General features: G+C 52.0%; 18 protein-coding genes. 9 read left to right on the top strand and 9 right to left on the bottom strand.

The annotated features are described in order from the left end of the window. Positions 1–12: 12 nt before the first annotated feature. Both OCL06_RS11655 and OCL06_RS11650 read right to left on the bottom strand, forming a co-directional pair. Positions 13–1,137, bottom strand: coding sequence for a GNAT family N-acetyltransferase/peptidase C39 family protein (locus tag OCL06_RS11655; protein ID WP_262994705.1), 1,125 nt, complete (start codon positions 1,135–1,137; stop codon positions 13–15). Further along, positions 1,134–2,621: a RimK family ATP-grasp domain-containing protein gene (locus tag OCL06_RS11650; RefSeq protein WP_262994704.1), complete on the bottom strand. Its 1,488-nt coding sequence runs from the start codon at positions 2,619–2,621 to the stop codon at positions 1,134–1,136. The genes OCL06_RS11655 and OCL06_RS11650 overlap by 4 nt, the downstream gene beginning before the upstream one ends. Before the next feature lie 212 nt (positions 2,622–2,833). On the opposite strand from OCL06_RS11650, the gene OCL06_RS11645 reads away from it, so the two are divergent. Beyond that, the gene (locus tag OCL06_RS11645) at positions 2,834–3,805 is read left to right on the top strand and encodes a calcium/sodium antiporter (RefSeq protein WP_262994702.1); all 972 of its coding nucleotides are present in this window, start codon (positions 2,834–2,836) and stop codon (positions 3,803–3,805) included. On the opposite strand, the gene OCL06_RS11640 is transcribed toward OCL06_RS11645, so the two are convergent. After that, positions 3,802–4,188, bottom strand: a complete 387-nt coding sequence (locus OCL06_RS11640; protein ID WP_262994700.1) for a hypothetical protein — start codon at positions 4,186–4,188, stop codon at positions 3,802–3,804. The two genes, OCL06_RS11645 and OCL06_RS11640, sit on opposite strands and share 4 nt — an antisense overlap. 305 nt (positions 4,189–4,493) lie before the next feature. On the opposite strand from OCL06_RS11640, the gene asnS reads away from it, so the two are divergent. From asnS to OCL06_RS11600, 8 genes are all read left to right on the top strand, one after another. Next, positions 4,494–5,891 carry an asparagine--tRNA ligase gene (gene asnS, locus OCL06_RS11635; RefSeq protein WP_262994698.1) on the top strand — a complete coding sequence of 466 codons (1,398 nt, stop codon included), beginning with the start codon at positions 4,494–4,496 and terminating at the stop codon, positions 5,889–5,891. Between the two features lie 189 nt (positions 5,892–6,080). Beyond that, entirely contained in the window at positions 6,081–7,229 is a 1,149-nt protein-coding gene (locus OCL06_RS11630) for a paraquat-inducible protein A (protein WP_262994696.1), read from the top strand. Continuing rightward, positions 7,222–8,859, top strand: a complete 1,638-nt coding sequence (pqiB, locus tag OCL06_RS11625; RefSeq protein WP_262994694.1) for an intermembrane transport protein PqiB — start codon at positions 7,222–7,224, stop codon at positions 8,857–8,859. Before OCL06_RS11630 ends, pqiB begins: the two co-directional genes overlap by 8 nt. Before the next feature lie 3 nt (positions 8,860–8,862). Continuing rightward, positions 8,863–9,432 (top strand): PqiC family protein, encoded by a 570-nt coding sequence (locus OCL06_RS11620; protein WP_262994692.1) that lies wholly within the window; start codon positions 8,863–8,865, stop codon positions 9,430–9,432. A 10-nt stretch (positions 9,433–9,442) separates the two neighbouring features. Continuing rightward, positions 9,443–10,546 carry a GGDEF domain-containing protein gene (locus OCL06_RS11615; RefSeq protein ID WP_262994690.1) on the top strand — a complete coding sequence of 368 codons (1,104 nt, stop codon included), beginning with the start codon at positions 9,443–9,445 and terminating at the stop codon, positions 10,544–10,546. A 139-nt stretch (positions 10,547–10,685) separates the two neighbouring features. After that, positions 10,686–11,843 carry an efflux RND transporter periplasmic adaptor subunit gene (locus OCL06_RS11610; protein ID WP_262994688.1) on the top strand — a complete coding sequence of 386 codons (1,158 nt, stop codon included), beginning with the start codon at positions 10,686–10,688 and terminating at the stop codon, positions 11,841–11,843. Positions 11,844–11,856: 13 nt separating this feature from the next. Continuing rightward, complete coding sequence (locus tag OCL06_RS11605; protein ID WP_262994687.1) at positions 11,857–15,006, top strand: efflux RND transporter permease subunit; 3,150 nt, start codon at positions 11,857–11,859, stop codon at positions 15,004–15,006. 83 nt (positions 15,007–15,089) lie between these two features. Continuing rightward, positions 15,090–15,578, top strand: coding sequence for a GNAT family N-acetyltransferase (locus tag OCL06_RS11600; RefSeq protein WP_262994685.1), 489 nt, complete (start codon positions 15,090–15,092; stop codon positions 15,576–15,578). 23 nt (positions 15,579–15,601) lie between these two features. Here OCL06_RS11600 and OCL06_RS11595 read toward each other — a convergent pair whose 3' ends face one another. From OCL06_RS11595 to OCL06_RS11570, 6 genes are all read right to left on the bottom strand, one after another. After that, positions 15,602–16,027 carry a CBS domain-containing protein gene (locus OCL06_RS11595; RefSeq protein ID WP_262994683.1) on the bottom strand — a complete coding sequence of 142 codons (426 nt, stop codon included), beginning with the start codon at positions 16,025–16,027 and terminating at the stop codon, positions 15,602–15,604. Positions 16,028–16,103: 76 nt separating this feature from the next. After that, a complete protein-coding gene (locus OCL06_RS11590; protein ID WP_262994681.1) occupies positions 16,104–17,405 on the bottom strand; it encodes a glycoside hydrolase family 2 TIM barrel-domain containing protein in 1,302 nt (433 codons plus the stop codon). Positions 17,406–17,499: 94 nt separating this feature from the next. After that, the gene (locus OCL06_RS11585; RefSeq protein WP_262994881.1) at positions 17,500–18,510 is read right to left on the bottom strand and encodes a zinc-dependent alcohol dehydrogenase family protein; all 1,011 of its coding nucleotides are present in this window, start codon (positions 18,508–18,510) and stop codon (positions 17,500–17,502) included. 197 nt (positions 18,511–18,707) lie between these two features. After that, entirely contained in the window at positions 18,708–20,531 is a 1,824-nt protein-coding gene (locus tag OCL06_RS11580) for a sensor domain-containing phosphodiesterase (RefSeq protein ID WP_262994679.1), read from the bottom strand. A 217-nt stretch (positions 20,532–20,748) separates the two neighbouring features. Beyond that, the gene (locus tag OCL06_RS11575; RefSeq protein WP_262994677.1) at positions 20,749–21,642 is read right to left on the bottom strand and encodes a GGDEF domain-containing response regulator; all 894 of its coding nucleotides are present in this window, start codon (positions 21,640–21,642) and stop codon (positions 20,749–20,751) included. Next, a complete protein-coding gene (locus tag OCL06_RS11570; RefSeq protein ID WP_262994675.1) occupies positions 21,639–25,529 on the bottom strand; it encodes a response regulator in 3,891 nt (1,296 codons plus the stop codon). Before OCL06_RS11570 ends, OCL06_RS11575 begins: the two co-directional genes overlap by 4 nt. Between the last annotated feature and the right edge of the window lies 1 nt (position 25,530).

Below are 25,530 nucleotides of genomic sequence, written 5' to 3'. Positions count from 1 at the left end.
TCCCCTAACAGGTTAGCTGGCCCGTGTTGGCGAACGCTGTAATACCAGCAGCGTTCGCACTTTACGGCTCCCGTAACTGGCCTGACGCAGAAAATCTTCCTGAGCCACCGGTATATGCTGAAATTCCATAGGCGGTTGCCCGTCGGCGTCGGGATCATGCAGATAAAAACAATGCGCATCGGCCCCGGTCAGTGTTACCCAGTGCGGCGCCTTGCGTTTATCAAACGCATAAGTACTGACCAGACACACCACCGTGGCCCCTTCGGCCAGTACCTTCTTAAGGCCTTCCAGAGTCCAGTCATGGTATAGCACTTCCAGGCCCAGAGCTTCGGCTTCCTGGGCAAACTGAGTTTCGACGGTTTGAATAATGGCCTTTTTGTGGGCGCTGCGCACCCCATCAGCAAATAACGGCAAGGGGCGGTTCAGCCATACCTGGGCAGTAAACCCGGCATCACTGGCAGCCAGTGCCAGCCCGATAGGATGACAACCGCCATGACCTGAGGTCATAAAAATAGTGGTGGCCCGCCGCCAAATTGCTAACTCCTGCTGCTGGCTCATGGTGTATTGTGGATCCAGATGATGCAGCGCCATCATCAGAGACGCCGGTCCGCAGGTAAACTCGGTGGTCTGTTCATACCAGGGATAAGTAGTGGACAGTCGTGTGGTCACCGACTGGCTCAGTACTTTTTGCATGCGGATAGCATCAGTATTGTCGTCGTAGTAGTGACTGTAAACGCCAAACTGCTGAAAACCTAAGCGACTGTACAGGCGTCTGGCGCCGTGATTTTGCTCAGACACCTCCAGCCGCATAAAGCGCTTTCCCCGTGCTAAGGCACTGTCCTCCAGCTTTTTAATAATATTTTCTGCCACGCCTAGCCCCCGGGCTTCTGGCAATACCGCCAGTGAATACAGGCGGGTCAGTTGCGTCCCCCGGCGCATCAGTAGCAACCCATACGCCACCAGCGTACCAGCCTGTTCCGCCACCACCAGCTCCGCATGAGGCGCATCAATATAAAACCGCATGCGCCGGCGACTCAGGCGATCGCTGTCAAAGCAGCGGTGCTCAATCGCCAGCAAAGCGACGAGGTCCTGGTGGGTAGCATCACGCAGGGTGACAGCAGGAATAGCCACGTTCATCGTCCTCGCAGCTCCAGGCGATCGGCAAACGACTGCATAATTTGTTCGTACAGAACCGGGCCGAGGTACTTGTCTTCTACCCCGGCATCGATGCTGGGGTTGTCATTCACCTCAATCACATACACACCGTTTTCGTTTTGTTTAATGTCCACCCCGTACAGCCCTTCACCTACGACTTTGGCCGCCTTAATAGCGGCATTAAGCACCGCCTTGGGCACTTCAAAGGTAGGCATAGTGGTAAATCCGCCAGAACTGAACCTATCCCCCTTATGATGATAGATTTGCCAGTGATTGCGGGCCATAAAATACTGACAGGCGAAGATGGGCTTCCCGCCCAGCATACCGATACGCCAGTCATACTCGGTATAAATATATTCCTGCACCAGTACCAGCGCTGACACCGCCAACATCTCATCAAGCTTAGCGACCAGTGCAGTACGATCTTCGGCCTTCTTGACGCCCCGCGAGAACGCACTTTCTGGTAATTTCAGAACCATCGGGTAGCCAAACGTGGTTTCCAGCTCGTTCAGCATCTCGTCGTCAATATGCGACACAAAGCGGGCGTTCGGCGCCGGCACCTGTTGGTAAGTAAACGCATCCTGTAAAAACACCTTATTGCAGCAGCGTAAGATTGACTGCGTGTCGTCCATAACCACGACCCCTTCCCGCTCCGCGGCCCGCGACAGCCGGTAAGTACGGTGGTCAATAGCGGTGGTTTCACGAATGAATAATGCGTCGTAATGACCCACTTCCTGTTCACTCAGCTCGGTGACCACATCCACCTGAAAACCACACCGCTCGGCCGCCTTGGTAAACATGCGGATAGCTTTATTGTTACTTGGCGGAGTAGACTCACTGGGGTCGACCAGTATCGCCATATCCCAGCGCATTTGTTTATCCGGCCGTGACTGAAACCACTGGCGTTGGGTGTAGCGTTCAAGCGCGGCAATACAGCGGCTTTGCTCCGCTGCCGGTAACTGCACAAAACTCGACGCGTCGCAGGTTGCCGCCAATGCGGGTGTACCCACTGCACTGAGGTTATTGGTACTGACCTCGGCGGCCGGTTGTAAGGTCAGCGTAATGACCGGAAACGGGAATAACTCAAAAGCTTTCTTCGCCACCGCTGTCAGGCGGTGATCTTCGGTTTCCCCGAACAGTACAAAAACAGATGATGGCAACGCGTCTGCGTCTGCCGGTTTTATCTGCACCGGTAAAGAAACCCGCTTGGAACTGCCGTCAGCGGCCAGCCGCACGTCATTGATCGTTTTTACAGTAGGCAATACCAGGTGGTTACGGGCCTGCGCCAACAGCGAACAGTAGTAGCCCTGGCTCAGATACCGTGAAGTATCACAAAGATTGATTACCCGGGTTTTCGGTTCATCCAGTTTTGGAAAGTCCGCCAGGTAGGCCTCAAAGGTCATAACAGGTAACGACAATGACGAAAACGGAGCTACGTCATCTACAACAATCAGGGTGTTGTGCATGGTAAACGCTTCTAAAAAAATTCTGCTGAGGTAAACTTTAGCAGCTCAGCTTTGATTTGCAGGCTGTGAAAGAGACCGCCAGTGTAGTTCATGCGTAGTTTTTGCATAGCAATTTACGCACGGAATATTTTCATCGTCACGATGCGTTTTTTCGATAGCGAGACAACAGCGACCTGTGCGGTTGTCCTAACAAAAAGAAACAAGGAGAGGATATGTTATTAGCGAGTCTTGCCATCATTATCGGATTGCCGGTGTTGCTGTGGAGTGCCGGTAAATTTGTTGGCGGCTCAGCGGCGGTAGCCAACCACTTTGGGGTGTCGCCGTTACTCATCGGCATGCTGATTATTGGTTTTGGCACGTCAGCGCCGGAGATTATTGTTTCTATTTTTGCCGCAATTCAGGGCAATTCGGGCATTGCACTGGGTAATGCCTTTGGTTCAAACATCGCTAATATCTTGCTGATCCTGGGGTTAACTGCATTAATCAGCCCTATTGCGGTGCGCTCCGAGATCATCCGCAAAGAGATCCCGGTGATGCTGGGGATCACATTCTTTGCGGCCTGGCAGCTACTGGATTTCACCTTATCGAAAGATGACGCGTTCTCACTGATGGGGCTATTTATCCTGCTTATCTCCTGGAGTATCTGGACAGCCATAAAAGGCGACAAAGACGCCCTGGCCGACGAATACTCAGACGAAATCAATTCCACCGAGGGCACCGTAAAAACCCATGTTATGTGGCTGCTGGCCGGCTTGTTACTGCTGATTGCCAGCTCGCGTATTCTGGTGTGGGGCGCGGTTGAAATAGCCACCTTCTTCGGGGTCAGCGATACCGTAATTGGCCTGACAATCATTGCTATCGGCACGTCTCTGCCCGAGCTGGCCTCAGCCCTTATGGCGGTGCGCAAAGGGGAACATGATCTGGCGCTGGGTAACGTGATTGGCTCAAACATGTTCAATACCCTGGCGGTAGTAGGTATTGCCGGCATGATTGCCCCCATGACCGTAGAGCCGTCGTTCTTGTACCGGGACGTGGCCGTGATGCTGGCCGCCACTGTGGCGTTATTCGTATTCTGTATTGGTATTAAGCGCCAGGGCAGACTGAATAGACTGGAAGGGGGCGCGTTTCTGCTAGCGTATATCGTGTATACCTTCGTACTGGTGAACAGCGCCTTTATTAATTAGTTTACCTGAATGGTTACGGTGAGCAGGCTGATAAGAGAGATACCGGCCAAAATAAACAGGTTCACCCCAAAGCTGTCATCCTGGCGCCGGTTGCGCCGGGATCGCAGCAGCATGGTTACCAGGCTCATGCCTAAGCATATTTGCAGCAGCGTTAACATGGCCTCCACATACCCCTGAGACCATTCCCGCTCCACTCCCATTCCCCAATACTGCTGTACGCCGGACACAAAATCCGGGCGGGCGAAATGAAACAGGATCAGTGCCGCGACCAACAGTAACCACGCCAGACTATTTACCGCCACCACCAGCCGGAAAAACGTATCCCTTGAACGCGGTATCTGTCGTCTGTCTGCAGGTCGCCCTGTCCCGGTTTTCTTGCCCATTTGTCATCCTTATGTGTGGAAACAACTAACAGGTTGAGTATACTACCCGTCTGTTGGAATATTGATGCATACCTCCCTGCTAACACAGCTACCCGGTATCTCACCCTGAACTGAGAACGTTCATAAGATTGTATACGCGCCTGACCGGTGTTTCTGTTCAGTCAGTAACACTCGCCGAGCATGGCAATTCCAGCAGCTTCTGGCCACCGTCACTGTATTTATGCAGCCCGGTGGCAGATGCATGAATGACATTTGTGTGCGAAAATATCGCCCAGCAACAGTGACCAGAACACGGAGAAAATAACATGACGCATGCGCCCGTTGTCGACGTACTGAAAGGACAGTACGCGGAAGGCGAAACAGTGACAGTAAAAGGCTGGGTTCGTACCCGCCGTGACTCGAAAGCCGGGTTGTCTTTTATCGCCCTGCACGATGGTAGCTGCTTCGACCCTATTCAGGTTGTCGCGCTCAGCTCACTGGATAATTATGCTGATGTTCAGCGGTTAACAGCCGGGTGTTCGCTGGCTGTCACCGGCACCGTAAAAGCGTCTCAGGGGAAAGGCCAGGCGCTGGAACTGGAAGCACAGAGCATTGACATTGTAGGCTGGGTGGAAAATCCGGACACCTACCCGATGGCCGCCAAACGCCACAGCATTGAATATTTGCGGGAGTACGCTCACCTGCGTCCACGGACCAATGTCATTGGCGCGGTGACCCGGGTAAGAAACTGCCTGTCGCAGGCTATCCACCGTTTCTTTCACGAACGTGGCTACTACTGGATCAGCACCCCTATCCTCACCGCCAGTGATACGGAAGGTGCCGGTGAGATGTTTCGGGTCTCGACACTGGATATGATGAACCTGCCCCGGGATGACAAGGGTCAGGTTGATTACGCAGAAGACTTCTTCGGCAAGGAAACCTACCTGACCGTATCCGGTCAGCTGAACGTAGAAACCTATGCTAATGCCATGTCTAAAGTGTATACCTTCGGCCCCACCTTCCGGGCTGAAAACAGCAATACTTCACGCCATCTGGCCGAGTTCTGGATGATTGAGCCGGAAGTGGCGTTTGCTGACTTGTCTGACATTGCTCAGTTGTCTGAAGATATGCTCAAGTACGTCTGCAAAGCCGTGCTGGAAGAACGTGCCGACGATATGGCGTTCTTTGAACAGCGCATCAACAAAGACGTCGTGCGTCGCCTGCAGGCGCTGGTTGAATCAGATTTTGTGCGTATGGATTACACCGACGCCATTAACATTCTGCAAGCCAGCGGCAAGCAGTTTGAATTCCCCGTAGAGTGGGGTGTCGATCTGTCTTCTGAGCATGAGCGCTATCTGGCTGAAGAGCATGTGGGTGCGCCTATTATCATGCAGAATTATCCGAAAGACATAAAAGCCTTCTACATGCGCCTGAACGACGACAACAAAACTGTCGCGGCTATGGACGTACTTGCACCGGGTATTGGTGAGATTATTGGTGGCTCGCAGCGTGAAGAACGCCTGGATGTCTTCGACGCCAGACTGGAAGAAATGGGACTTTCGCAGGAAGATTACGCCTGGTACCGCGATTTACGTCGTTATGGCACCGTGCCCCACGCTGGCTTCGGTCTGGGCTTTGAGCGTCTGGTCGCCTACGTGACCGGGATGCAGAATGTCCGTGATGTGATTCCGTTCCCGCGTACACCGGGCAACGCCAGCTTCTAGCAGCGTAAAAACAAAGGCGTAGCGCTTCGGCTCTACGCCTTTTTTGTGTCTGTAATAATCTCAGCAGGGCCGGCTGCACTGGCCCGACAATGTTCACTCACGCAGTGATTGGCGCGTAAAGCGGAATACGGTATTCTGCTGAATAACAGAATAATAACAAGGCACTCCGACTGTGCAGGCCAGAACCTAATGACATCCTCGCAAATCACCTGTGAACAGTGCGAATGCTCAGTTTCCTTGCCGTCATTGGCGCACCGGCAGCGGGCAGTATGTCCCCGTTGCGGGCATACCCTGCTTACCCACCGGCGTAATGATGCCCAGGCGCTATTAGCTTACGCCTGTTCGGCGTTTGTATTTCTGTTACTCTCGCTGCCGTTTAACTTCCTCTCTTTCAGGGCCAGTGGCCAGCAACACAACATTGATTTGCCTGCCGGACTCACCGTCCTTATCGAGAACGACTATTTGTCGCTGGCCATCATTACCGGCCTGGCCACGCTTCTGTTACCGGGGATGGTACTGCTGGGCTGCATGGTGTTAAGTGTCGCCCGGCTGCGCAACACTCCTACCCTGTTTGTTCGACGCACCTACCGCATGGTGGTATTGCTCATGCCGTGGAGTATGGCGGAAATATTTCTGGTGGGGACCCTGGTCAGCCTGATTAAGATAACCGAGCTGGCTGATGTATCAGTGGGTATGTCTTTTTATGCGTTTATCGGCTTCACTCTGGGCACGACCATGGCCATGCTTTATTTTGATAAAAACCGCTATGCCATGTGGCTGAATAACGGCAGTATACCCCAGCCAGCTCCGCTTACCGGCCTGCGCGCATCACACAGTATGCAGCGTACCTGGGCGCTGCTGATTACCGCCAGTCTGTTGTATATCCCAGCCAATGTATTACCTATTATGCACACCGAGCTGTTCGGCAGAAGCGACCCTAACACCATCATAGGTGGCGTAATTACGCTTTGGGAATCAGGCTCTTATCCTGTAGCATTAATAATTCTTATTGCCAGCGTCATCGTCCCGGTAGCTAAAATTGCTATTCTTGCCTGGCTCAATTACAGCGTGCAAACCGGTCAGCTACGCAGTAAAAAGCTGCGTATTCGCTACTACCGGTTTACTGAGGTAATTGGCCGCTGGTCAATGATCGACGTGTTTGTCGTGGCCGTGTTGGTAGCATTAATTCAGTTAGGCAACTCATTGTCCATTTACCCCGGTCCCGCTGCCCTGGCGTTCTGCGCGGTGGTATTTGTGACGATGATTGCCGCCATGACTTTTGATTCACGACTCATCTGGCAAGAAGGCCAGGAGCAACAGGAAGCCGTACATGAGTGAAGAAGCCCAAGTAAAACCCACCTCACGCGTATCAAAAGTGTGGTTGATCCCTATTGTTGCCATTATTGTGGGTGCCTGGATGGTCTTCTATCAATGGCAAAACCAGGGCCCGCTTATCACCATTGAAATGTCATCAGCCGCGGGGGTCGAAATAAATAAAACCCCGGTGAAAGCCCGCGACCTTGAGGTCGGTGTGGTAAAGAAAATTGAGTTAAAACCAGATTTAGAGGGCGTGCTTGTGACCGCCCGCATTGATGCCAGCGCCGAACATCTGCTTACCGAAAATACAGAGTTCTGGATGGTGTCACCGCGCATCAGCTTTTCAGAGGTCTCTGGTCTGAATACCCTGTTATCGGGCAGCTATATCGCCATGAGCGCAGATGACTCAGGTAAAGAGCAACACCATTTTGTGGCCCTGGACCGGCCCCCCGTCACCCCGCCCGGCACGCCCGGTTTGCACCTGACCCTGAACAGTGACGACGAATTTGCTTATAAAGCTGGGGATCCCATCATTTATAAAGGCTTTAAAGTGGGAGAGTTTGAAGATGCATATTTCAATATTGAAGAACGGGTGGTGTACTACGATGCGTTTATTGAGGCGCCCTACCACAAACTGATCACCCAAAATACGCGCTTCTGGAATGTCAGCGGTGTGAAATTCCAACTTGCTTCAAGTGGTTTAACATTTGAAACCGGCAGTCTGGAAACCCTGCTAGCCAACGGAATCACCTTTGGTATCCCGGAGGGGATCCCGCCGGGTGAGCAAGTGGTGGAAAGTGCGTTTTTTACTATTTACCCGGACAGCGATGCCGCGTCTGACGCCCGTTATAAACTGGCCGCTGAATACCTGTTGTTAATTGATGAAAGTGTGCGTGGATTGACCGTAGGCGCGCCGGTGGAATACCGCGGGATTGAGATTGGTGAAGTGCTGGCCATAAATACCTCGTCATTTATTGACGGCAATATTCTGGAAGAAGACTATTCCATTCCGGTTCTTATCAGCATTTATCCCGGCAAAGTCCGGCGTCAGGATACCCAGGAAGGCCTGGCTTTCGTAAAAGAGACCATGAAGCGGTGGCTGAAGCAGGATTTACGAGCCACGTTGCGCATGGGTAACGTCCTTTCCGGCGGACTGTATGTGGATTTACAGCACGTAAAGAATGCCGACCCGGCGCCGTTACAAACCGTTAATGGCATTGATGTGATCCCCACCGTCTCCAATGAGTTCACGCAGATTACTCAGAAGGCTGATGCTATTCTGGATAAAATCAATCAGCTGCCTCTGGAGGGCATGGTGGAAGATGTGCGTACTGCCCTGCTGGAGATGAAAGACGCTGCTGCCTCGGTGGAAGCCACCAGCGACGATTTTGATACGCTGGTAACCAGTATTGATGCCCAGGCGATTAATGATAATCTGAACAACGTGCTGGTCAGCATGGAGGCACTGTTGAAAAACTATTCACAGGGTGGGCTGAGTCAGAGCGAAATTAAAGAAACCGTAGACGCGATGCAGGAAACCCTGCGTAATGTTCAGCCATTACTGCTGCAATTAAACCAGTCACCCAATAGTCTGATTTTTTCAGGCGACAGGGGTGAGGATATCCAGCCAAAAGCATCAGGGAAGGAGTAACACATGAGAAGAATGCGAATACTTGGCTATATAACCCTGTTAGGATTGCTGGGAGGCTGCGCCAGTCAGGCGCCCCAGCTGCAGTATTATGTGCTGCACTCACCTGCCGAGAAGCCTGCCGTCAGCGCCCCACCTGCGTCGGCGGTAACCCTCGATCAACTAATTTTACCGGAGTACCTTAAGCAGCGTAGTCTGACTATGCAAACCAGCTCGACCACCCTGCATTACTCCCCCACCCATGTGTGGGCCGAGCCTGTTCAGCATGGGGTGGTGCAAACTCTGACCAGTGCATTACTGGAGCGCGGTGTGACAGTTCTGCCTACCGGCCGGCACCGGGGTGAAGTAATGCCTGCCACGCTGAGCATTCAGATTGACGACATGATTGCTACCTGGCAAGGCGAAGTGATTCTAAAAGGTCACTTCTGGCTGGATGCAGCAGATAAACAAGGTGCCAGACAGGGCTTTGATTACCGTGCCGCGCTGTCGGATGACGGGTTCTCTCATTCTATTTCACAACTACGCGGTTTAATCGCGCAACTGGCAGATGACATTGCCGCCACAGCAACGCGGTAGTACAGCCATCATGATGTTTTCAAAAGGAATTACCAAATTTATTGCGCAGGGCTGCAGCGATCATCTCGACGAAGAAACCAATCGCAAAGTGCGGGTGATCAACCTGTTCGCATTGGTGGGCGTGTGCCTTACGCTGGTGTTGGGGTTGAGGGCCATTGTCGATGGCAACGTGCCACTGGCACTAATTCTGCTGGTGGCTACCGCCCTATTCGGTGCCTCCCAGCGCATTCATGTGAAAGTGGGCGGAACGATGGGCCGGGTACTTTCCATGAATTTACTGCTTACTTGCCTGATGGGTTTGATGGCGGTGCTGGTGGTGACCGGCGGTAATGGCAATACCGGGCCGTTATGGATTTATATCGTCCCTCCGGTCGCTATGTTTTTCGGCGGATTCCGGCGGGGATTGCAGTCTAACTTTGGTTTTATTCTGCTCATCGCCCTGCTGCTATTCTTCCCCGATGAACGGTTACTCTTGACCAGTTACAGTGTGGAACTTAAAACCCGCTTAATTTATTCATTTCTGACCGTGACCTTCCTGTCGGCATTTTATGAATATAGCCGGCAAAAAACCTTTGAAACTGTACAGCAGCTCAGCGAACGCTTCGAACAGCAAGCCCGCCAGGATCCACTCACCCGGCTGCCAAACCGGCGCGGCGTGCAGCAGTATATTGATTACGAACTGACTCGTATGGCCCGCAGTGGACGTCCGATGACCGTGATCCTCGCCGACGTAGACAGATTTAAGGCAATAAACGATACCTACGGGCACGATAATGGCGACCAGATTCTGATGCGCATTGCCCAGACCTTTCGCGCCCGCATCCGCCGGCAGGATATAGTGGCCCGCTGGGGCGGTGAAGAGTTTCTGTTTGTGTTGCCGGAAACCCCGGAGAGTAATGCCATGATCCTGGCAAATGATATTCGGGAGGCGCTGGCTCAGCTCCCGGTTAACATAGATGGGGAGCGTATTGAAGTGACGGCCAGTTTTGGCGTGTGCGAAGTGAACGCCGATGTGACATTAAACCGCGCCTTATCCCTTGCGGATAAAGCGCTTTACCGGGCTAAGGACAAAGGCAGAAACCGTGTCTGTGCTGCCAGTCAGCTGGACGACTAAGAGCTACAAGCGTTAACGAATTACTAAAAAGCGGCCGATAATCCCGCTTAACTCTCATAGTTAGTTACAATTACCTTACATACTCTGTCGTAAGAGAGAGTATGATAGTGATGTTTTTGGTGTAAAAGACGTATTCCTCATGAAAATAACCAAAGTACTTTTCCCGATAGCCGCACTGGCTGCCGGATATCTGGGTATGCTCGCCATTGAAGCTACTGCCTCTGACGACATTATCAATGAGCAGGTAGATACCCGTCCTACTGTTACGGTAGACAAGGTTGAGCCCATCGATTTCACCGTGCAGCTGACTTCCTACGGCGAAGTAACCCCTCTGGAGTCCACCAATGTAGCCGCCCAGGTCAGTGGCGAAGTGGAAAGCTGGAATCCCAATTTCATTGCCGGCGGCGTGGTAAAGCGCGGCGATGTATTATTCACCATCGAAAAAGACGCGTACGAAGCCGCATTACTGCAAGCGCAGGCCAATTTATCTAATGCTCAGGCACAGCTTATTCAGGAACAGGCACAGGCCGACGTGGCCGCCCGCGAAGCGAAGACCCTGCCTGACAGCCGGGTGACCGATCTGTACCTGCGAAAGCCTCAGGTCATGAGTGCCGAAGCTGCAGTGAAATCGGCGCAGGCACAGCTAAGACTGGCCCAGCGCGACCTGGACAATACTACGGTGCGCGCACCCTACGATGCCCTCATTGTGTCTCGCAATATCGGCAAGGGCGACTATGTCAACACGGGCACTCCGGCGGCGGTAATTAATAACATTGAGACTGCCGAAGTGGTCTTTCCTGTGGCCGGCTTTGATAACAGTTTCCTGCCCGGTGATATGACCGGCAAGCAGGCTGTGATAAGCGTAGAAGGCAGGCAGTCCGCCGAGCGGCAGGCCGTCATTCACCGCGACCTCGGGGTAGTGGACGAAGCTACGCGGATGACGCATTTTGTGGCACGGCTGGACGATCCCTACGCCTTACACTCAGACAAACCGGTCATTAAATTCGGCAGCTATGCCACAGTCACTTTCAACGGCCGCACGCTAAGCGATGTTTTCCGTTTACCTCAGGAACTGGTGACGAACAATAAGCTATGGACTCTGGATGAAGACAACAAACTGCAGTCTCATCAGGTAACCGTAGTTCGTGAGGAAGGCGGGTATTTCTTAATTCGCGGACAATTCGACCCCAGTAAAGTGGTAGTCACGTTACCGGAATATCCCCGCAATGGCATGGCGGTGAAAGTCATTGAGAGTAACCGTGACCTGATGGCCCAGCGCCAGCAGGACTCACTGTAACCGGAATCTCACTATGACCGACAAATACGATACGCAAACAGGATTAATTGCCTGGTTTACCCGCAACTCCGTGGCCTCCAACCTGCTGATGGTGTTCATCATAATAATGGGTATTGCCGGCTACATGACAATCCAGCGGCAGATGTTTCCCAATATTGAGCTTAACTACATCAATATTTCTGCCCAGTACCCGGGCGCCTCGCCACAGGAAATTGAAGAAAGCATCCTGATAAAAATCGAAGAATCGCTGAAGGATGTGACCGAGATAAAGAAAGTCATCTCCCGCGCCTATCGCAATTCCGGGCGGGTGAGCCTGGAAATTGATCAGGGCGAAGAGCTGACCGATGTTCTGGATAAGGTGAAATTGCGGGTAGACGGTATCGCCACTTTCCCTGCCGGCATGGAGCCGGTAAACATTTCGCAGGATGAGTTTCGCCAACAGGTAATTGAAATGCCGTTGGTGGGCGACGTTCCGCTGGATGAGCTAAAGGCGCTGGCCAAAGAAGTCGAGGATGAATTGCTGCAACTGGGCAATATCTCGCTGGTTCGGGTGGTGGCGCCCGACGATGAAATTGCCGTTGAGATAAAGCCCGATATGTTGAGGCGTTATCAGCTCACTATCAACGATGTGACGACTGCCATTAGCGCCTATTCTGCCAACATTTCCGCCGGCCAGTTACGCACCGATGCCGGCATTATCTCGGTACGGGTCGAAAATCAGTATTACAACGGTGACGAGTTTGCTTCGATCCCGGTAAAAGTAGGTGATAACGGTGCCCGGGTGTTGCTGGCAGATGTGGCCACCATCCGCGACGGGTTCACTGAGGGCGAACGGTATTTCCGATACAGCGGCAAAAATGCCCTGTTTATAGGCGTGAATGCTACCCGACACCAGAACATTATTCCGGTCGCCGATACGGTAAAAGCCTACATTGAGCAAAAGAATCAGACACTGCCCAAAGGCGTGAGTCTCGAAGTGCTGGTGGATATGACGTATTACCTGGATGCTCGCCTCAACATGATGCTGAGTAACCTCTTTCAGGGCTCGATTCTGGTCGCCCTGATGCTCACGCTGTTTTTACGGTTCCGGCTGGCGTTCTGGGTAATGCTGGGGTTACCTATCTGCTTCTTAGGGGCAGTTATGCTAATGCCCCTGTTCGGCATCAGCATTAATATTCTCTCACTGTTCGCATTCATTATGGTGCTGGGGATTGTGGTAGACGATGCCATCGTCATCGGTGAAAGTGCGTACACCGAAATAGAAAGCAAAGGCGGCGGCGTGGACAACGTCATCCGCGGTGCCAAGCGCGTGGCGACCCCGGCAACGTTCGGCGTACTCACCACCATCGCCGTATTTGCCCCATTCACCCTCAGTAGTGGGCCTGATGGTGCGTTTTTCTACAACATTGCCGTGGTAGTGATCCTGTGTCTGTTCTTCTCGCTCATTGAATCAAAGCTGATATTACCGGCACATATCGCCCATACCCGTTTCTCACCGGTTAAGGAAAACAGCTGGCGTGCCAGGTTCAATCGTGGTTATCAGGGTATGATTAACGGGCCATATAAACGCACGGTGGAAAAAGCGCTGGAGTGGCGCTGGCTGGTACTGGCGCTGTTTGTTGCCATGCTCATGCTGAGCTGGGGTCTGATTAGCGCCAATTACGTGCGTATGGTGCCCAATCCTAAAGTGCCCCATGACTTCCCCAGCATCAATATAGAAATGAATGAGAATGTGTCTGACCAGGCCACTATTCGCGCACTGCAAATTATCGAAGATACCGTCATGCAGGTTGAACGGGACATTGAGCGTGAACATGGTCAGGGCATGGTGCGGGATCTGCTGGCGTTTAATCAGGGGCGCACCGAGGGGCGTCTGGTGATACCGCTGGTCCATGAAGATGAGCGCCCGTTCGATACCTTTGAGCTGGCCCGCCGCTGGCGCGAAGCGATACCGGAAATTCCCGGCATGAAGTCGTTTATTGTACAGGATGATGTTAACGGCGGCCGGGAAGGCGGAGAATTCGGGTATATGCTGTTTGGTTCTGATATAGCCACCCTCAATGCAGCAGGACTGAAATTCATCGATATGTTGCAACAGCAACCGGGACTGCACGATATCAGTTCGACGATTGACCCTGCCAGTAAAGAACTGCAGATGACGCTTCGCCCCGTGGCCTACGATCTGCGGCTGACGTTGTCTGACATTGCCAGGCAGGTTGGTGCAGGCTTTTACGGCGGCGAGGCGCAGCGGGTGATCCGGGACGGCGAAGAAGTCAAAGTCATGGTGCGCTACCCTGAGCTGACCCGGGAACGGTTTGCTGACCTGAAATATACTGTTATTACCACGCCGGCTGGCCGTGAAGTTATGCTTGGTGATGTGGTGCAGCTTAAAGAGCAACCGGGGATCAGCTATATCCGCCGGGAAGGTGGGTATCGTAGCGTCTATGTCTGGGGCAGTATCGATGAGGAAACGGTAGAGCCTAACGAGGTGGTGGCACAAATTGATGAAAAGCTGCTGCCGCAGCTAAAAGTAAGTTACCCTGCGGTTATGACAGAACTGGGCGGCGATATCGAAGAGCAGCAAGCACAGCAAAACGAGCAGTTGCTGTTCTTTGTCGCCGCCATGATCATGGTTTACATACTGCTGGCGGTGCCGCTGAAAAGTTATGGGCAGCCACTTATCATCATGTCGGTGATCCCGTTCAGCCTGACAGGCGCGATCTGGGGCCACTTCCTGATGGGACTGGACTTAAGCATGATGTCCACGTTTGGCCTCATAGCCGCCGCGGGGGTAGTCATCAACGACTCGCTGGTGATGACGGACTTTGTTAATCAACGCCGTGCCCAGGGGTATGCGCTGAGAGAGGCGGTATCTGAGGCAGGCCGGGCCCGTTTCAGAGCCATTACGCTTACCTCAATAACTACCTTTGCCGGAGTATTGCCGATTATGTTTGAAACCAGTCTGCAGGCGGCCTTCGTTATACCCATGGCCGTGGCACTGGGATTTGCGGTGCTGTACGCCACACTGGTCACACTTATTCTGGTGCCCTGCTTCTATCTCATTCTGATTGACCTTGGCCTGCCCTTCCGCTGGCTGATGAGCAGGATACGGCGCCCCCGCGAAGAAGAAACCCACCTGGTTTCTCCTCCCCCACAACCCTGACATTCACTGACCGGCAATTGCCGGTCAGTTTTTTTATCAGGCAAATGCTATCCTAAGCCAGTCCTAATAAACTGGAGTTATTCATGAGCAGTGCTTTTCATATCCGCCCGGCCACCGTAGACGATTGTTCGCAGATCCTGGCTTTTATCACCGAACTCGCCATTTACGAAAAAGCTGAACACGAAGTGGAATCCACAGAGACCGATTTGTCACAAACATTATTTTCAGATGACGCTACGGCACACTGTGTTATAGGCGAATATCAGGGCAAGCCTTCGGGATTCGCAGTGTATTTTTATAATTACTCGACCTGGCAGGGACGCAATGGGCTGTACCTGGAAGATCTCTATGTCTCACCGGAGTTTCGCGGTAAAGGGCTGGGTAAAGCACTACTGAAGCATCTCGCCGGGCAAGCGGTGGCCAAAAACTGTGGCCGGTTTGAGTGGAGTGTGCTTGACTGGAACACCCCGGCTATCGACTTCTACGAGTCACTTGGCGCTAAGCCGAAAAGTGAGTGGGTAGGTTATCGTCTCGATGGCGACGCGCTGACCAGCTTTGCGGCAGACGCGTAACAAGAACTCTCGCTGTTGCGCAACTACTGCCGCTTCCTTAGATTGACCAGGTCTTCTGCATAACGAAGGATGTCGCGCCAGGAAATGATCCCGACGGGTCGCTGGTGCGCATCTACCACCGGCAGACAAGAAATTTTGTGCTGATTAAATGCCCGTATGGCTGACACAATAGTGTCTTCCGGTCGCACGGTAAGTACCTTGCGGGTCATAATTTGGTGTGCTTTGCGTGACAGCGTCGCCCGATCTTTGTCGCGTTCATTATACGTGCCGATAAACGGACTGATGGCTTTCAGCAGATCCCTATCCGAGATAATGCCTCTGATTTCGTGTTGCTCCACCACAATTAAATGATGAAAACCGGTAGTGTGAAACAGCTCTTGAAGAGTGGCGAGGCTATCGTCCATGCTGACGCTCACCACCCGGGAAGTCATGATCTGAGCCACGCTCATTACCGCACTCCAGCGAAAAGTATCCCTTAGAGCGTAGGCCAGAACGGCTGAAAGGCAAAGTACACCGCAGCGGTATTCACTTCACTAAAAATGGCACATTGGCCGTCGCCACTTTCCCGGCGCGATTTTCAATGTACACAAATAACCGGTAGGCGCCAGCCTTCGCTGGCGCGGCAAACTCCATCATCCCTGCCCGGTCATCGTTTATTATCCGGCCGGTAACGGCCTGTGGCCGGGATTCCGGATCGCCGCCCGCTTTTATATCGGTGCTTTCTGGCAAGATTTCCCAGCGAACGCTGGCCGGCTCACTGCTGTTAGCCGTAAAGACAACCCTGGCAGTTGCTGTTTCACTTTCTCCCAGCACCGGCCCCTCATGTGCTGACTGACCGTTGACGGTAAATTCACTCACGGAGGGGGCGCGGACGGTGGGCCAGTTACCGGTCCACACATAAGACAGGGTGTCGACTACTTCATTCGGTTGTCCTGCTTCAGTAAACACGCCGTACCAGGTAGGCGTTGTTTCCTGCTTTTGCCCCCACAGGAACGCATAAGAACCCAGCGACTGACCGCGTGCCGCTGCAATACCCTGTTCGTACCTGAATTGGTAACTGGCTGCTTTTTCAGTACTGGTCTGCTCTATGGGTGCCCCCCACGGGGTTTTCTCGACTTCCCAGTGCCCGGTCGGCCCCCATTCGGTGACCACGAACGGGCCAGTGTAGCCTATGTCTGCCAGTTTCGCGGGTAACTCCTCGAGTCCGCCGTACATGTTAATACTCAGAAAGTCGATAGCCGGAACCTTTTCGGCAATCAGCGCAGCCTTTTGTGCATCGATTCCCGCCGTAACGGTAGTGACTAAATGATGCGGATCCTCTTGCTGGATCATGGCCGCAATACGTTGCACGGCATCCCATACTGCGGTGTTGGTATAGAACAAATCAAGTTCATTCCCCACTCCCCATGCCAGCAGTGCGGGATGGCTTTTGAACCGTTGTACCGTTTTACGTACCCGTTCAAATTGCGCGTCTACCGCCGCCTGATTGTCATAATCGAAGCCGTGGCGCTCCTTACCCAAGCTCAGGCCCAGCATAACGGTTAGGCCGTGTTGGTGAGCCGTGTTGAGAATACGCTCAGCGTCATCGGCACTCCAGGTGCGCACTGAGTTGGCACCGCTGGCGGCCAGCAGCGATAATTGTGAAGTACCCCCGGCCCCTTTTATAAAATAGCGCTCACCTTCACGCTGCAGATGATACTCTCCCTCATTCTCCACCAGCGTGACGGGTATCGGTTGCCAGCGGGAGGTTTGCGGCGTGGTTGCACAGGCAGTAATCAATGTTACCAGCGCTAAACAGGTGGGTCGTAGCAGCGTCAATACGGTCATATGTCAGGGTCCTTGCGATATCGCGTAGTATGAGGCTACACCGCATTCCTGTCAGCAGGCAAGCGCAATGCGCCGCACGCTTTTCAACGACTACTTAGATGGCGATACAGATTTTACCAAAATGCTGTCCGGAGGCTTCATACTCAAACGCCTCTGCCAACTGCCGGAGCGGAAACGTTTTATCGATGACAGGCTTCACATTCATCGTTTCCAGGCCTCGTACAAATTCCTGTTGGTGGCGGTGACTGCCCACGATGATGCCGGTCAGGCGAATTTGCTTACTCATTAGTTTCGCCGTGGGGATGTCACCCTGAAACCCCGTAAGCACACCTATCAGCACGATATTGCCGCCGATGCGACAGGCATCAATGCTGTTGGCCAGTGTTGCCGGGCCACCGACTTCAACGACATGATCGACCCCCGTACCGCCGGCCCACGCCTGCACGGTTTCGCCCCATTTTTCATCGGATTTGTAGTTAACTGTAAAGTCTGCCCCCAGCTCAATAGCCTTTTTCAGTTTGTCATCTGACGATGACGTAATAGCGACCTGGGCACCACAGCCTTTTGCTATTTGCAGCGCGTACACTGACACCCCGCCCGTCCCCAGTAATAAGACCTTATCGCCGGGTTTTATCTGCGCTTCTACCACCAGCGCCCGCCAGGCGGTTAACCCGGCTGTAGTGATAGTCGCAGCCTCTTCATGGGTCCACCCTCGTGGTGCTTTAGTAAACCAGCTTGCCGGCGTCACCACATATTCCCGGGCGTAGCCGTCGATACCATCACCGGGAGTGCGACTGAAGTCGGCCACGGCCGGCGGGCCATCCTGCCAGTCAGGGAAAAACAGCGATACCGCATGATCGCCGGGCGCAAAATCAGTAACGCCCTCGCCTACTGCTTCTACGACACCTGCGCCATCAGACATTGGAATACGACCCGGCACTGAGCGCATGGCCCCGCTGGCCACGCCGTAATCATGATAATTCAGTGAACTTGCATACAGGCGGACTTTAATTTCACCGGCTTGAGGCGCGGCAGGCGTCTCTGCCTCGGCAGCGGATATGCCCTTCAGGCCGTCTTCGGGTTGCCCCAGCTTCATTAGTTTCATGGTCACTTTCACTCTTTGCTAATCATTAGTGAGATTGGTACTCGCCGGCTTGGTTTGCGGATTAGCTTTGGTGGTATTTGTTAGTGGGCACAGATACGTCTTGCTTACCACCGTGCCCCTGCCCGGGTCAACGTCTAGCCTGACCGGGGCGGGTTTACATTGAGATGCCTGTGTCAGCAGTGATGAGTGCCAGGTTATCAGTGATCGTGATAGTTCTTTCCATCACGTAACTGACGGGTAATGTGGTTTGCGCTCATCGGTCGGTCGAAATGATAACCCTGAATGTAATCGCAGTGCATCGCTTTCACCCTATCTGCCTGTGCCTGTGTTTCAACGCCTTCGGCTACGGTTTTCATGCCGGTGGCCTGGCCTAATGTAATAATGGTGCTGACCAGGGCGTTACTGGTTTTATCGGTATCCAGGCGATCGATGAACGACTTATCAATTTTCAGGGTATCGGCGGGAATTTGGTGCAAATAGCTCAGGCTGGAAAAGCCGGTACCGAAGTCATCGATAGAAAACGATACCCCCAACGCTTTAGCTTCAAGAATATTGTCAACACAACGCGCCAGGTTCTTAATTATTCCGCTTTCTAACAATTCAAACTCAATGTAATGCCCCGCGACGTCATATTCAGCCAGTAAACGTTCAACGAGACGGGGAAATAAAGGGGATGACAGCTCTTTTGCAGACACATTAATCGACACGGTGAGGTTTTGCAGAATGTGTTGCCGCTTCCAGCTGGCGACTTGTTCCAGTACCCGTTCGAGCGTGTATTTGAAAAGCTGTTGCTCTATGCCTAAATCTTCGCTGGCCTCCACAATTTTGTTGGGTGCTATCCGTCCAATTTCCGGATGGTGCCAGCGCATGAGCGCTTCGAAACCTGCGGTTTCCATGCTTATCGCGTCAATCTTAGGTTGAAACTCGAAGAATACCTGCTGCGTCTCCAGTGCTACTGGCAGCGCTTTTCTCACCGCTTCCTGACGGATCAGATCATCAAGGATTTCACGACCATAAATAACCAGCCGCTGCTTGGCTGCGTAGTTACCGGATGTTTCTGTTAACTCACTGATTAACGCCATCACATGCTGCGTGTTGTTGATGCCGTCCAGAGATTTGGTCCATAACAAATGCGGCTGAATATCTATTTCCGTGCCATCGATAATAAGTGGCCGATGAAGTGCCGCTTCCAGCTTCTGCTCGTTCAAACGGGTATCCGCCATACTGGCGTAATTTCTTGCGACCAGACAGAAACGGTCGAAGCCTACCCGGGTAATCGCTAACGTAATGGGAGCCAGACGGTTTAAAACAACGAAGGTTTCCTTGCAGGCGCGTTCGCAGAAATCAAACCCCCGGGTTTTGCGTAAGCGGCGCAGCCCTTTTAACTGCACAATACCCAGCCCCAGGTCGTTCTTATTTTCGTTCTCAAGCAATGTATGAACCCGGGAAAGAAACTTGCCGGGGCTAAGCATCATGCGGTGCTCGTCGTTTGCTGCGTCTGTTTCCTTTTCACTGCCTGGCTGAATAATCGTAGTTATCAGTGACGCTAATGACTGTAATACCGCGCGCTCCTGCCTATTCAGTTGTCGCGGCGCGGTGTCAATAATACACAAGGTACCGAGAGGCAAACGATCCTGACCATAGACCTGAGCACCGGCATAAAAGCATATGTTTGGCGAGGAAGTGACCAGCGGATTATCTTTAAACCTGACATCCTTGCGGGCATCCGGAATTTCAAAAATATCATCCTGGGCGATGGCATGGGCGCAAAAAGAATATTCGCGCACAGTGTCGCTGATTTCTAACCCCACCTTCGCTTTGAACCATTGGCGGCTCTGATCGACCAGCGAAAATAACGCTATTGGAACATTAAAGACTTCCGTGGCTAAGTGGGCAATATGGTTAAGGCGCGGATCGGCCTGGCTGTCTAATAAACCAGTGCGTCTTAGTGCATTCAGCCGGCTGGTTTCATATACCTGATTTGGCGTAATGCAGGCTGCGTGTGGTATTGATTGTCCCATGGCTTTCATTCCCTGTGCTTACACTTCAAATATACTCCGTTTCGTGGGTGTAAGTATTGGACTTTAGGTTGAATTATAGCCAAATTTTGATGGAACTTAGTTTTTTGCCCTGCTTGCGTGAAACTTTATGGGCCAGGTACAGCAAGACTGCCGCGAAGTGAGAGGATAAAAGATGGATTAAAGGCGCCTCATATCAGGCTAAACAGGTAACTCAGAGTCAGAACGGTAGTGTGGCCAGGACGACCTTATTACGGCCTTCCTGCTTGGCCTCGTAGGCGGCTTTATCCGCGGCTTTAAGCATTTCCTGAGCCGACAAGTAATTTTCGTAGTAAATACTGGCTCCAATACTGACTGTCATAGAGACATGTTCGCCGTCGTAGGTAAAGAGGTTCGATTCGGTCGTCGCACGGATGCGCTCCGCAATTCGCTCGCACTGATCCACATCGGTATCGGGCAGGAACAACACAAATTCTTCGCCGCCGTAACGCGCAAAGCAATCGTACTGCCGGATCTGTTGCTGTACCAGCTCGCAGAATTGCTTTAGCACCTGATCGCCCGCTATGTGCCCAAACTTGTCGTTTATCTGTTTGAAGTGATCAATGTCCAGCATGAGGATGGCAAAAGGTTGTTTCTGGCGTTTGGTTAACGCCCAGATTTTATCCAGTTCAAGCAAAAACGCTTTGCGGTTAAGAATACCGGTTAACGGATCTGATTCAGCTGCATGGATAAGCTGGTTTTCTTTTTTCAGGATACGCGCACCAACCTGCAACCTTACCCGTAACTCCTCGGGGACGAATGGCTTTGAAATGAAATCATCGGCGCCCTTGTCGAGCGCTTCTATCATGAAGGAGGCTTTGTGTTTTGAGGTAAGGATGATGATGTAAAAGCTGCCGGAACGGTCAATCTCCCGCAGGCGGCTGCATAATTCCAACCCATCTATCTCGGGCATTTCCCAGTCAAGAATACATAACTGAATGTCCGGCTGGCGCTCGATGGTTTCAATGACCTCCTTGCCGTTTTCCACCTCAATGACGTTATACCCCCAGCTTTTCAGCTTTTCACTGGTGAGCAGGCGGGAAATAGGTTCATCTTCAGCAATTAGTACTTTCATTGAGCAGGTTCGCTGTCCATTTCAGAAATCACCTCTTCCAGTTCGCATTGTAGCTGCGCAAAGCCGTTCTTTACACTCTCGATAGCTTTGCTGGTAACTGCTTCAGCATGAGTATCCAGTTGCTCGATGATTGACTCGAGCTCCTGCTGAAACGTCGGCTGGCAAAAGGTGGTAACCATGCCTTTCGCTTTGTGGATACGTCGTGCCAGCTGATGCCACTTTTGCTCTTGATATAATGTGTCAATGTCTGAATTTACCTCAGGTATGTACTGATAAGCAAGGCTCAGTACTTTATGCAACAGCCCGGCATCGGCACCGCAATACATCAGCGCGCGAGATGCATCTAATACTTTTTTACCTGTATCCAGCGGTTGATATCCCTGTGGCGGTGTCTTCACAGCAGACGCTTTCTGAATTCGCTCTCCCAGCTCAATCGTCCTGACCAACAATTCAGGGTCGACGGGTTTAGTTAAAAACTTATCCATGCCGGCTTCGAGACACTGCTGCTCATCTTCTTTAAAAGCTTTCGCCGTTAGCCCGATAATAAATACATCGTTATGTTCTGGCAGTTGTCTGATTGCTTCAGTGGCATCCACGCCATCCATCACTGGCATCTGTACGTCCATCATTACCGCGTCGAAGTAGCTGGCTTTTACTGCTTCCACCCCTTCCCGGCCATTTTCCGCTATCTGTACCGTGTGTCCGCGGTTCTCCAGTAACTCCCGTATCAGTAACTGGTTCACCTGGTTATCTTCCACTAACAATAACTTCAGGGCTTTTTTCGCTGGCCCTAACCCACTCATGGCGCTGCCATTGGTTACCGATGGATTACCTTCAAATAAGGCTACCAGGGCGTTATACAGCTCAGACTGTTTAATCGGCTTTACCAGATAGGTGGCATTACTGAATGCCTGGACTTCTTCCAGGTTAGTGTCGAGCTGTCTGGTACTGAGGAAAAACAGTAACTGCAAATTGCTATTATGCGCTTCTTTATAGAGGTCACTCTTAGCGCTACTTTTATTAAAGTCATCGTCGATAATGACCGCATCAAAAGGTTTACCCCGGCCTTTGGCCCGCTGCACCTCGTATACGGCGTGTTCAACTGAGGCGCAGGAAGCCACATTGCAATTCCACGAATGTAATATTTTTATCAGCCACCTGCGGCTTCGCTCATGATCCTCTATTACCAGAATTCGTCGATTGGCTACTTTGGCAAAGTCACTATGTAAATAGTTTTCGTAATCTTTGGACGCCGGGATAGTCGCGTTTTTCTGCTCGCCTTCACGGACGGGCACGGTCACCTCGATAGTGGTACCTTTGCCAATTTCACTGTCTACCTCAATTTTTCCATCAAACAAGGCCACTAACTGTTTGATGATTGACAGCCCCAACCCCGTCCCGCCATAGCGGCGTGTCGTACTGTCGTCGGCCTGGCTGAAAGGTTTGAAAAGATTGTCTACAAAAGCGGGAGACATGCCGATACCGGTATCAGAGACCCGAATACAAATAGAAAGGGCCTGTCCGGACTCCAGATCGTCGCCGTGAAGCACCTCTACACTGACTTCACCGCGTTCGGTAAATTTAATCGCATTTGAAACCAGATTATTGACAATTTGCCCCAGCCTGACAGGATCAGACTCTACCCATTTGGGCAGTTCAGAAGAGAAAAAGTAATAGTAGTCCAGCCCTTTCATATGTGCCTGGTTGGCCTGTGACTTCACTGCTTTGCCAATCACTTCTTCAATGGGAAAGCACACAGTTTCAATACTGAGCTGTCCCGCTTCAATTTTCGATAAATCTAGAATATCGTTGAGCAAGTCCAGCAGCTGATTGGCTGAGTTCATGACCAGCGACATGTATTCGGTTTGCTTTGCCGATAACCGGGTTTGCTGAAGTAATTCACCGATCCCCAATATGGCATTCATAGGGGTGCGAATTTCATGACTCATATTGGCAAGGAACCGGCTTTTGGCCACGCTGCTTTGTTCGGCCAGCGCGGTCTGCACCTTAAGGTCGTGAACAAGCTGACGCTCTTTGGTAATGTCTAAATTACCGCCCACCACAATGGCCTCGCCAGTTTGTTCATCTATGGTTTGCGTGGCTGTGGCCTGAACATATTTAATGCGCCCACCCGGCAATAACAGTCTGAAAACCGTTGTCCATTTAGTGTTGTTCTCAACGGCATAATTCAGTGAGCCTGCTGCATCACTGCGGTCTTCGGGGTGCACGCACTCATACCAATAATCGTAATACAGACCGCTTTCCCGGATTTCTTCAGGTACCTCGTATATTTCAATCATACGCTCGTTCCACTCAAGCGCACCGGTGCTCCTGTTCCACGTCCAGATACCCAGTAAGGCAGTGTCAGAAGCCAGTGAAATCGATAGGTTTGATTTTTTTAGTTCTTGCTCAATGGCCTTTCTGGTTTCAATTTCTTTGTTAAGCACTGCCGACTTGTATCTGGCCTTCTGGAAATACCAGCTCAGAGCCACGAGCACCAGACTGAATATAATGCCGCTGAGAAAGACCACATGAGGGAGGTTAGACCGTGTTGCCAGCGGTCCCTCAAGATATTCCACCGCAACCGATAAATACGGCAATGCGATTACGTGTTCCATTGCCCGGGCGGACTGCCCCGGCCTTAGCGCTCGAGCCCGTGCTTCATTGTTTAAGGCGTTGTCGATATAAGCACTCACCCATTTGTCGTAGCTGAGCACTATAACGAGCCCGCGAGAGATCCCAAGTGCTTCGGGTACCGGCAGGCGCATGGCAAGAAAAGGGCTCCCGGCACTGTCATTAAAGCTGGCATACTGCACGTTGAGCATGCGTGAAATTTTACTGTTTTCCAGTAGACGGAACGACTGAGCTGGGATACGGGTTAACAGTTCGTCATGACGCCTTGTTCTGGCAAGCACTTTCAGCGGAGCACCGCCTGCTTCCAATATCACCATATCAGCAATACCCGCCAGCTCCGTTTGCCCAATATGCGTACTCGTGTCAGACAATAAATCCTGATAAACACTTCTCGACAGTGCCAGCAAGTCCCCCTTCCAGGCCAGTAAAGCTTCAGCTTTGATATTTCGGATGCTTGCCTCACGCTCCCGCTCCAGGCTCTGCTGCTGGTGACTGTTGATGACATGTGTGAGTAACAGTGTGGTGCTGAAACACAAGGCTCCCACCAACACCGGAAGGTGGTACTTCTGGGCATCTAATAACGCAGTTTTCTGCCGCAACAATGCCAATAACCCGATGCTAAAAAGTAATATTCCCAGGGCTGTATGCACTGCCATATGCGTAAGGCCACCCCAGCTGTAACTGGCTTCAATATCAAAGATGTAACCGCCCAGAGAGACCAGGCTCAGTGCAAGTGTGCTACTGATAAGGGCTGAAGCCAGATTAACGCGCTTGCCCCGCACACGTTTAGCGCTTAGTGATATAAGCGCTACCGTAATCGCAAGAAAGCTCACTGCTGTATTGGGCGCCATTCTGCCGGGGTGAGAAGTATTGGTGACAATCGAATGAGACTGAAAAAGCTCATCAATATTGAGATTAACCCCGGCTATATATTGTATGAGGGTTAACGCGGCCAGTCCGCCGATGAATGCCGCGATGCTTGTTGCCAGCTTGAATCGTGCCATTTGCAGACTTACGCCGGCAATACAGATGCCGACAAACGCCAGCGCGGTGTTAAACTGCATGGGAACGAATTGCTGATTGATTTGTACCAGTGCAGGTATTTGCAGCCGCCAGCCGGCAATGACTGTCACGCCGATGATGCCCGCTACTAAAAAGCACATGCCTATATTCAGGTCGTCATGAAACCTGTGCTTACGCTCCCGCACTGGGCGCCACATGCCGGTGGGAATCTTTCCCGTTTGTTCGTCCATA

This window comes from Alteromonas salexigens, from assembly GCF_025628895.1.
Lineage (GTDB): Bacteria > Pseudomonadota > Gammaproteobacteria > Enterobacterales > Alteromonadaceae > Alteromonas > Alteromonas salexigens.
The sequence above is the reverse complement of the archived record's forward strand: the minus strand, read 5'-3'. Positions and strand labels throughout refer to the sequence as shown.

What these genes read in the sequence shown, in the direction of transcription:
- OCL06_RS11575 (WP_262994677.1), bottom strand. Translation starts at nt 21,642, where the DNA reads ATGAAAGTACTAATTGCTGAAGATGAACCTATTTCCCGCCTGCTCACC.
- OCL06_RS11580 (WP_262994679.1), bottom strand. Translation starts at nt 20,531, where the DNA reads ATGGGACAATCAATACCACACGCAGCCTGCATTACGCCAAATCAGGTA.
- OCL06_RS11650 (WP_262994704.1), bottom strand. Translation starts at nt 2,621, where the DNA reads ATGCACAACACCCTGATTGTTGTAGATGACGTAGCTCCGTTTTCGTCA.
- OCL06_RS11600 (WP_262994685.1), top strand. Translation starts at nt 15,090, where the DNA reads ATGAGCAGTGCTTTTCATATCCGCCCGGCCACCGTAGACGATTGTTCG.
- OCL06_RS11645 (WP_262994702.1), top strand. Translation starts at nt 2,834, where the DNA reads ATGTTATTAGCGAGTCTTGCCATCATTATCGGATTGCCGGTGTTGCTG.
- OCL06_RS11615 (WP_262994690.1), top strand. Translation starts at nt 9,443, where the DNA reads ATGATGTTTTCAAAAGGAATTACCAAATTTATTGCGCAGGGCTGCAGC.
- OCL06_RS11610 (WP_262994688.1), top strand. Translation starts at nt 10,686, where the DNA reads ATGAAAATAACCAAAGTACTTTTCCCGATAGCCGCACTGGCTGCCGGA.
- asnS (WP_262994698.1), top strand. Translation starts at nt 4,494, where the DNA reads ATGACGCATGCGCCCGTTGTCGACGTACTGAAAGGACAGTACGCGGAA.
- pqiB (WP_262994694.1), top strand. Translation starts at nt 7,222, where the DNA reads ATGAGTGAAGAAGCCCAAGTAAAACCCACCTCACGCGTATCAAAAGTG.
- OCL06_RS11585 (WP_262994881.1), bottom strand. Translation starts at nt 18,510, where the DNA reads ATGAAACTAATGAAGCTGGGGCAACCCGAAGACGGCCTGAAGGGCATA.
- OCL06_RS11590 (WP_262994681.1), bottom strand. Translation starts at nt 17,405, where the DNA reads ATGACCGTATTGACGCTGCTACGACCCACCTGTTTAGCGCTGGTAACA.
- OCL06_RS11620 (WP_262994692.1), top strand. Translation starts at nt 8,863, where the DNA reads ATGAGAAGAATGCGAATACTTGGCTATATAACCCTGTTAGGATTGCTG.
- OCL06_RS11630 (WP_262994696.1), top strand. Translation starts at nt 6,081, where the DNA reads ATGACATCCTCGCAAATCACCTGTGAACAGTGCGAATGCTCAGTTTCC.
- OCL06_RS11605 (WP_262994687.1), top strand. Translation starts at nt 11,857, where the DNA reads ATGACCGACAAATACGATACGCAAACAGGATTAATTGCCTGGTTTACC.
- OCL06_RS11595 (WP_262994683.1), bottom strand. Translation starts at nt 16,027, where the DNA reads ATGAGCGTGGCTCAGATCATGACTTCCCGGGTGGTGAGCGTCAGCATG.
- OCL06_RS11640 (WP_262994700.1), bottom strand. Translation starts at nt 4,188, where the DNA reads ATGGGCAAGAAAACCGGGACAGGGCGACCTGCAGACAGACGACAGATA.
- OCL06_RS11570 (WP_262994675.1), bottom strand. Translation starts at nt 25,529, where the DNA reads ATGGACGAACAAACGGGAAAGATTCCCACCGGCATGTGGCGCCCAGTG.
- OCL06_RS11655 (WP_262994705.1), bottom strand. Translation starts at nt 1,137, where the DNA reads ATGAACGTGGCTATTCCTGCTGTCACCCTGCGTGATGCTACCCACCAG.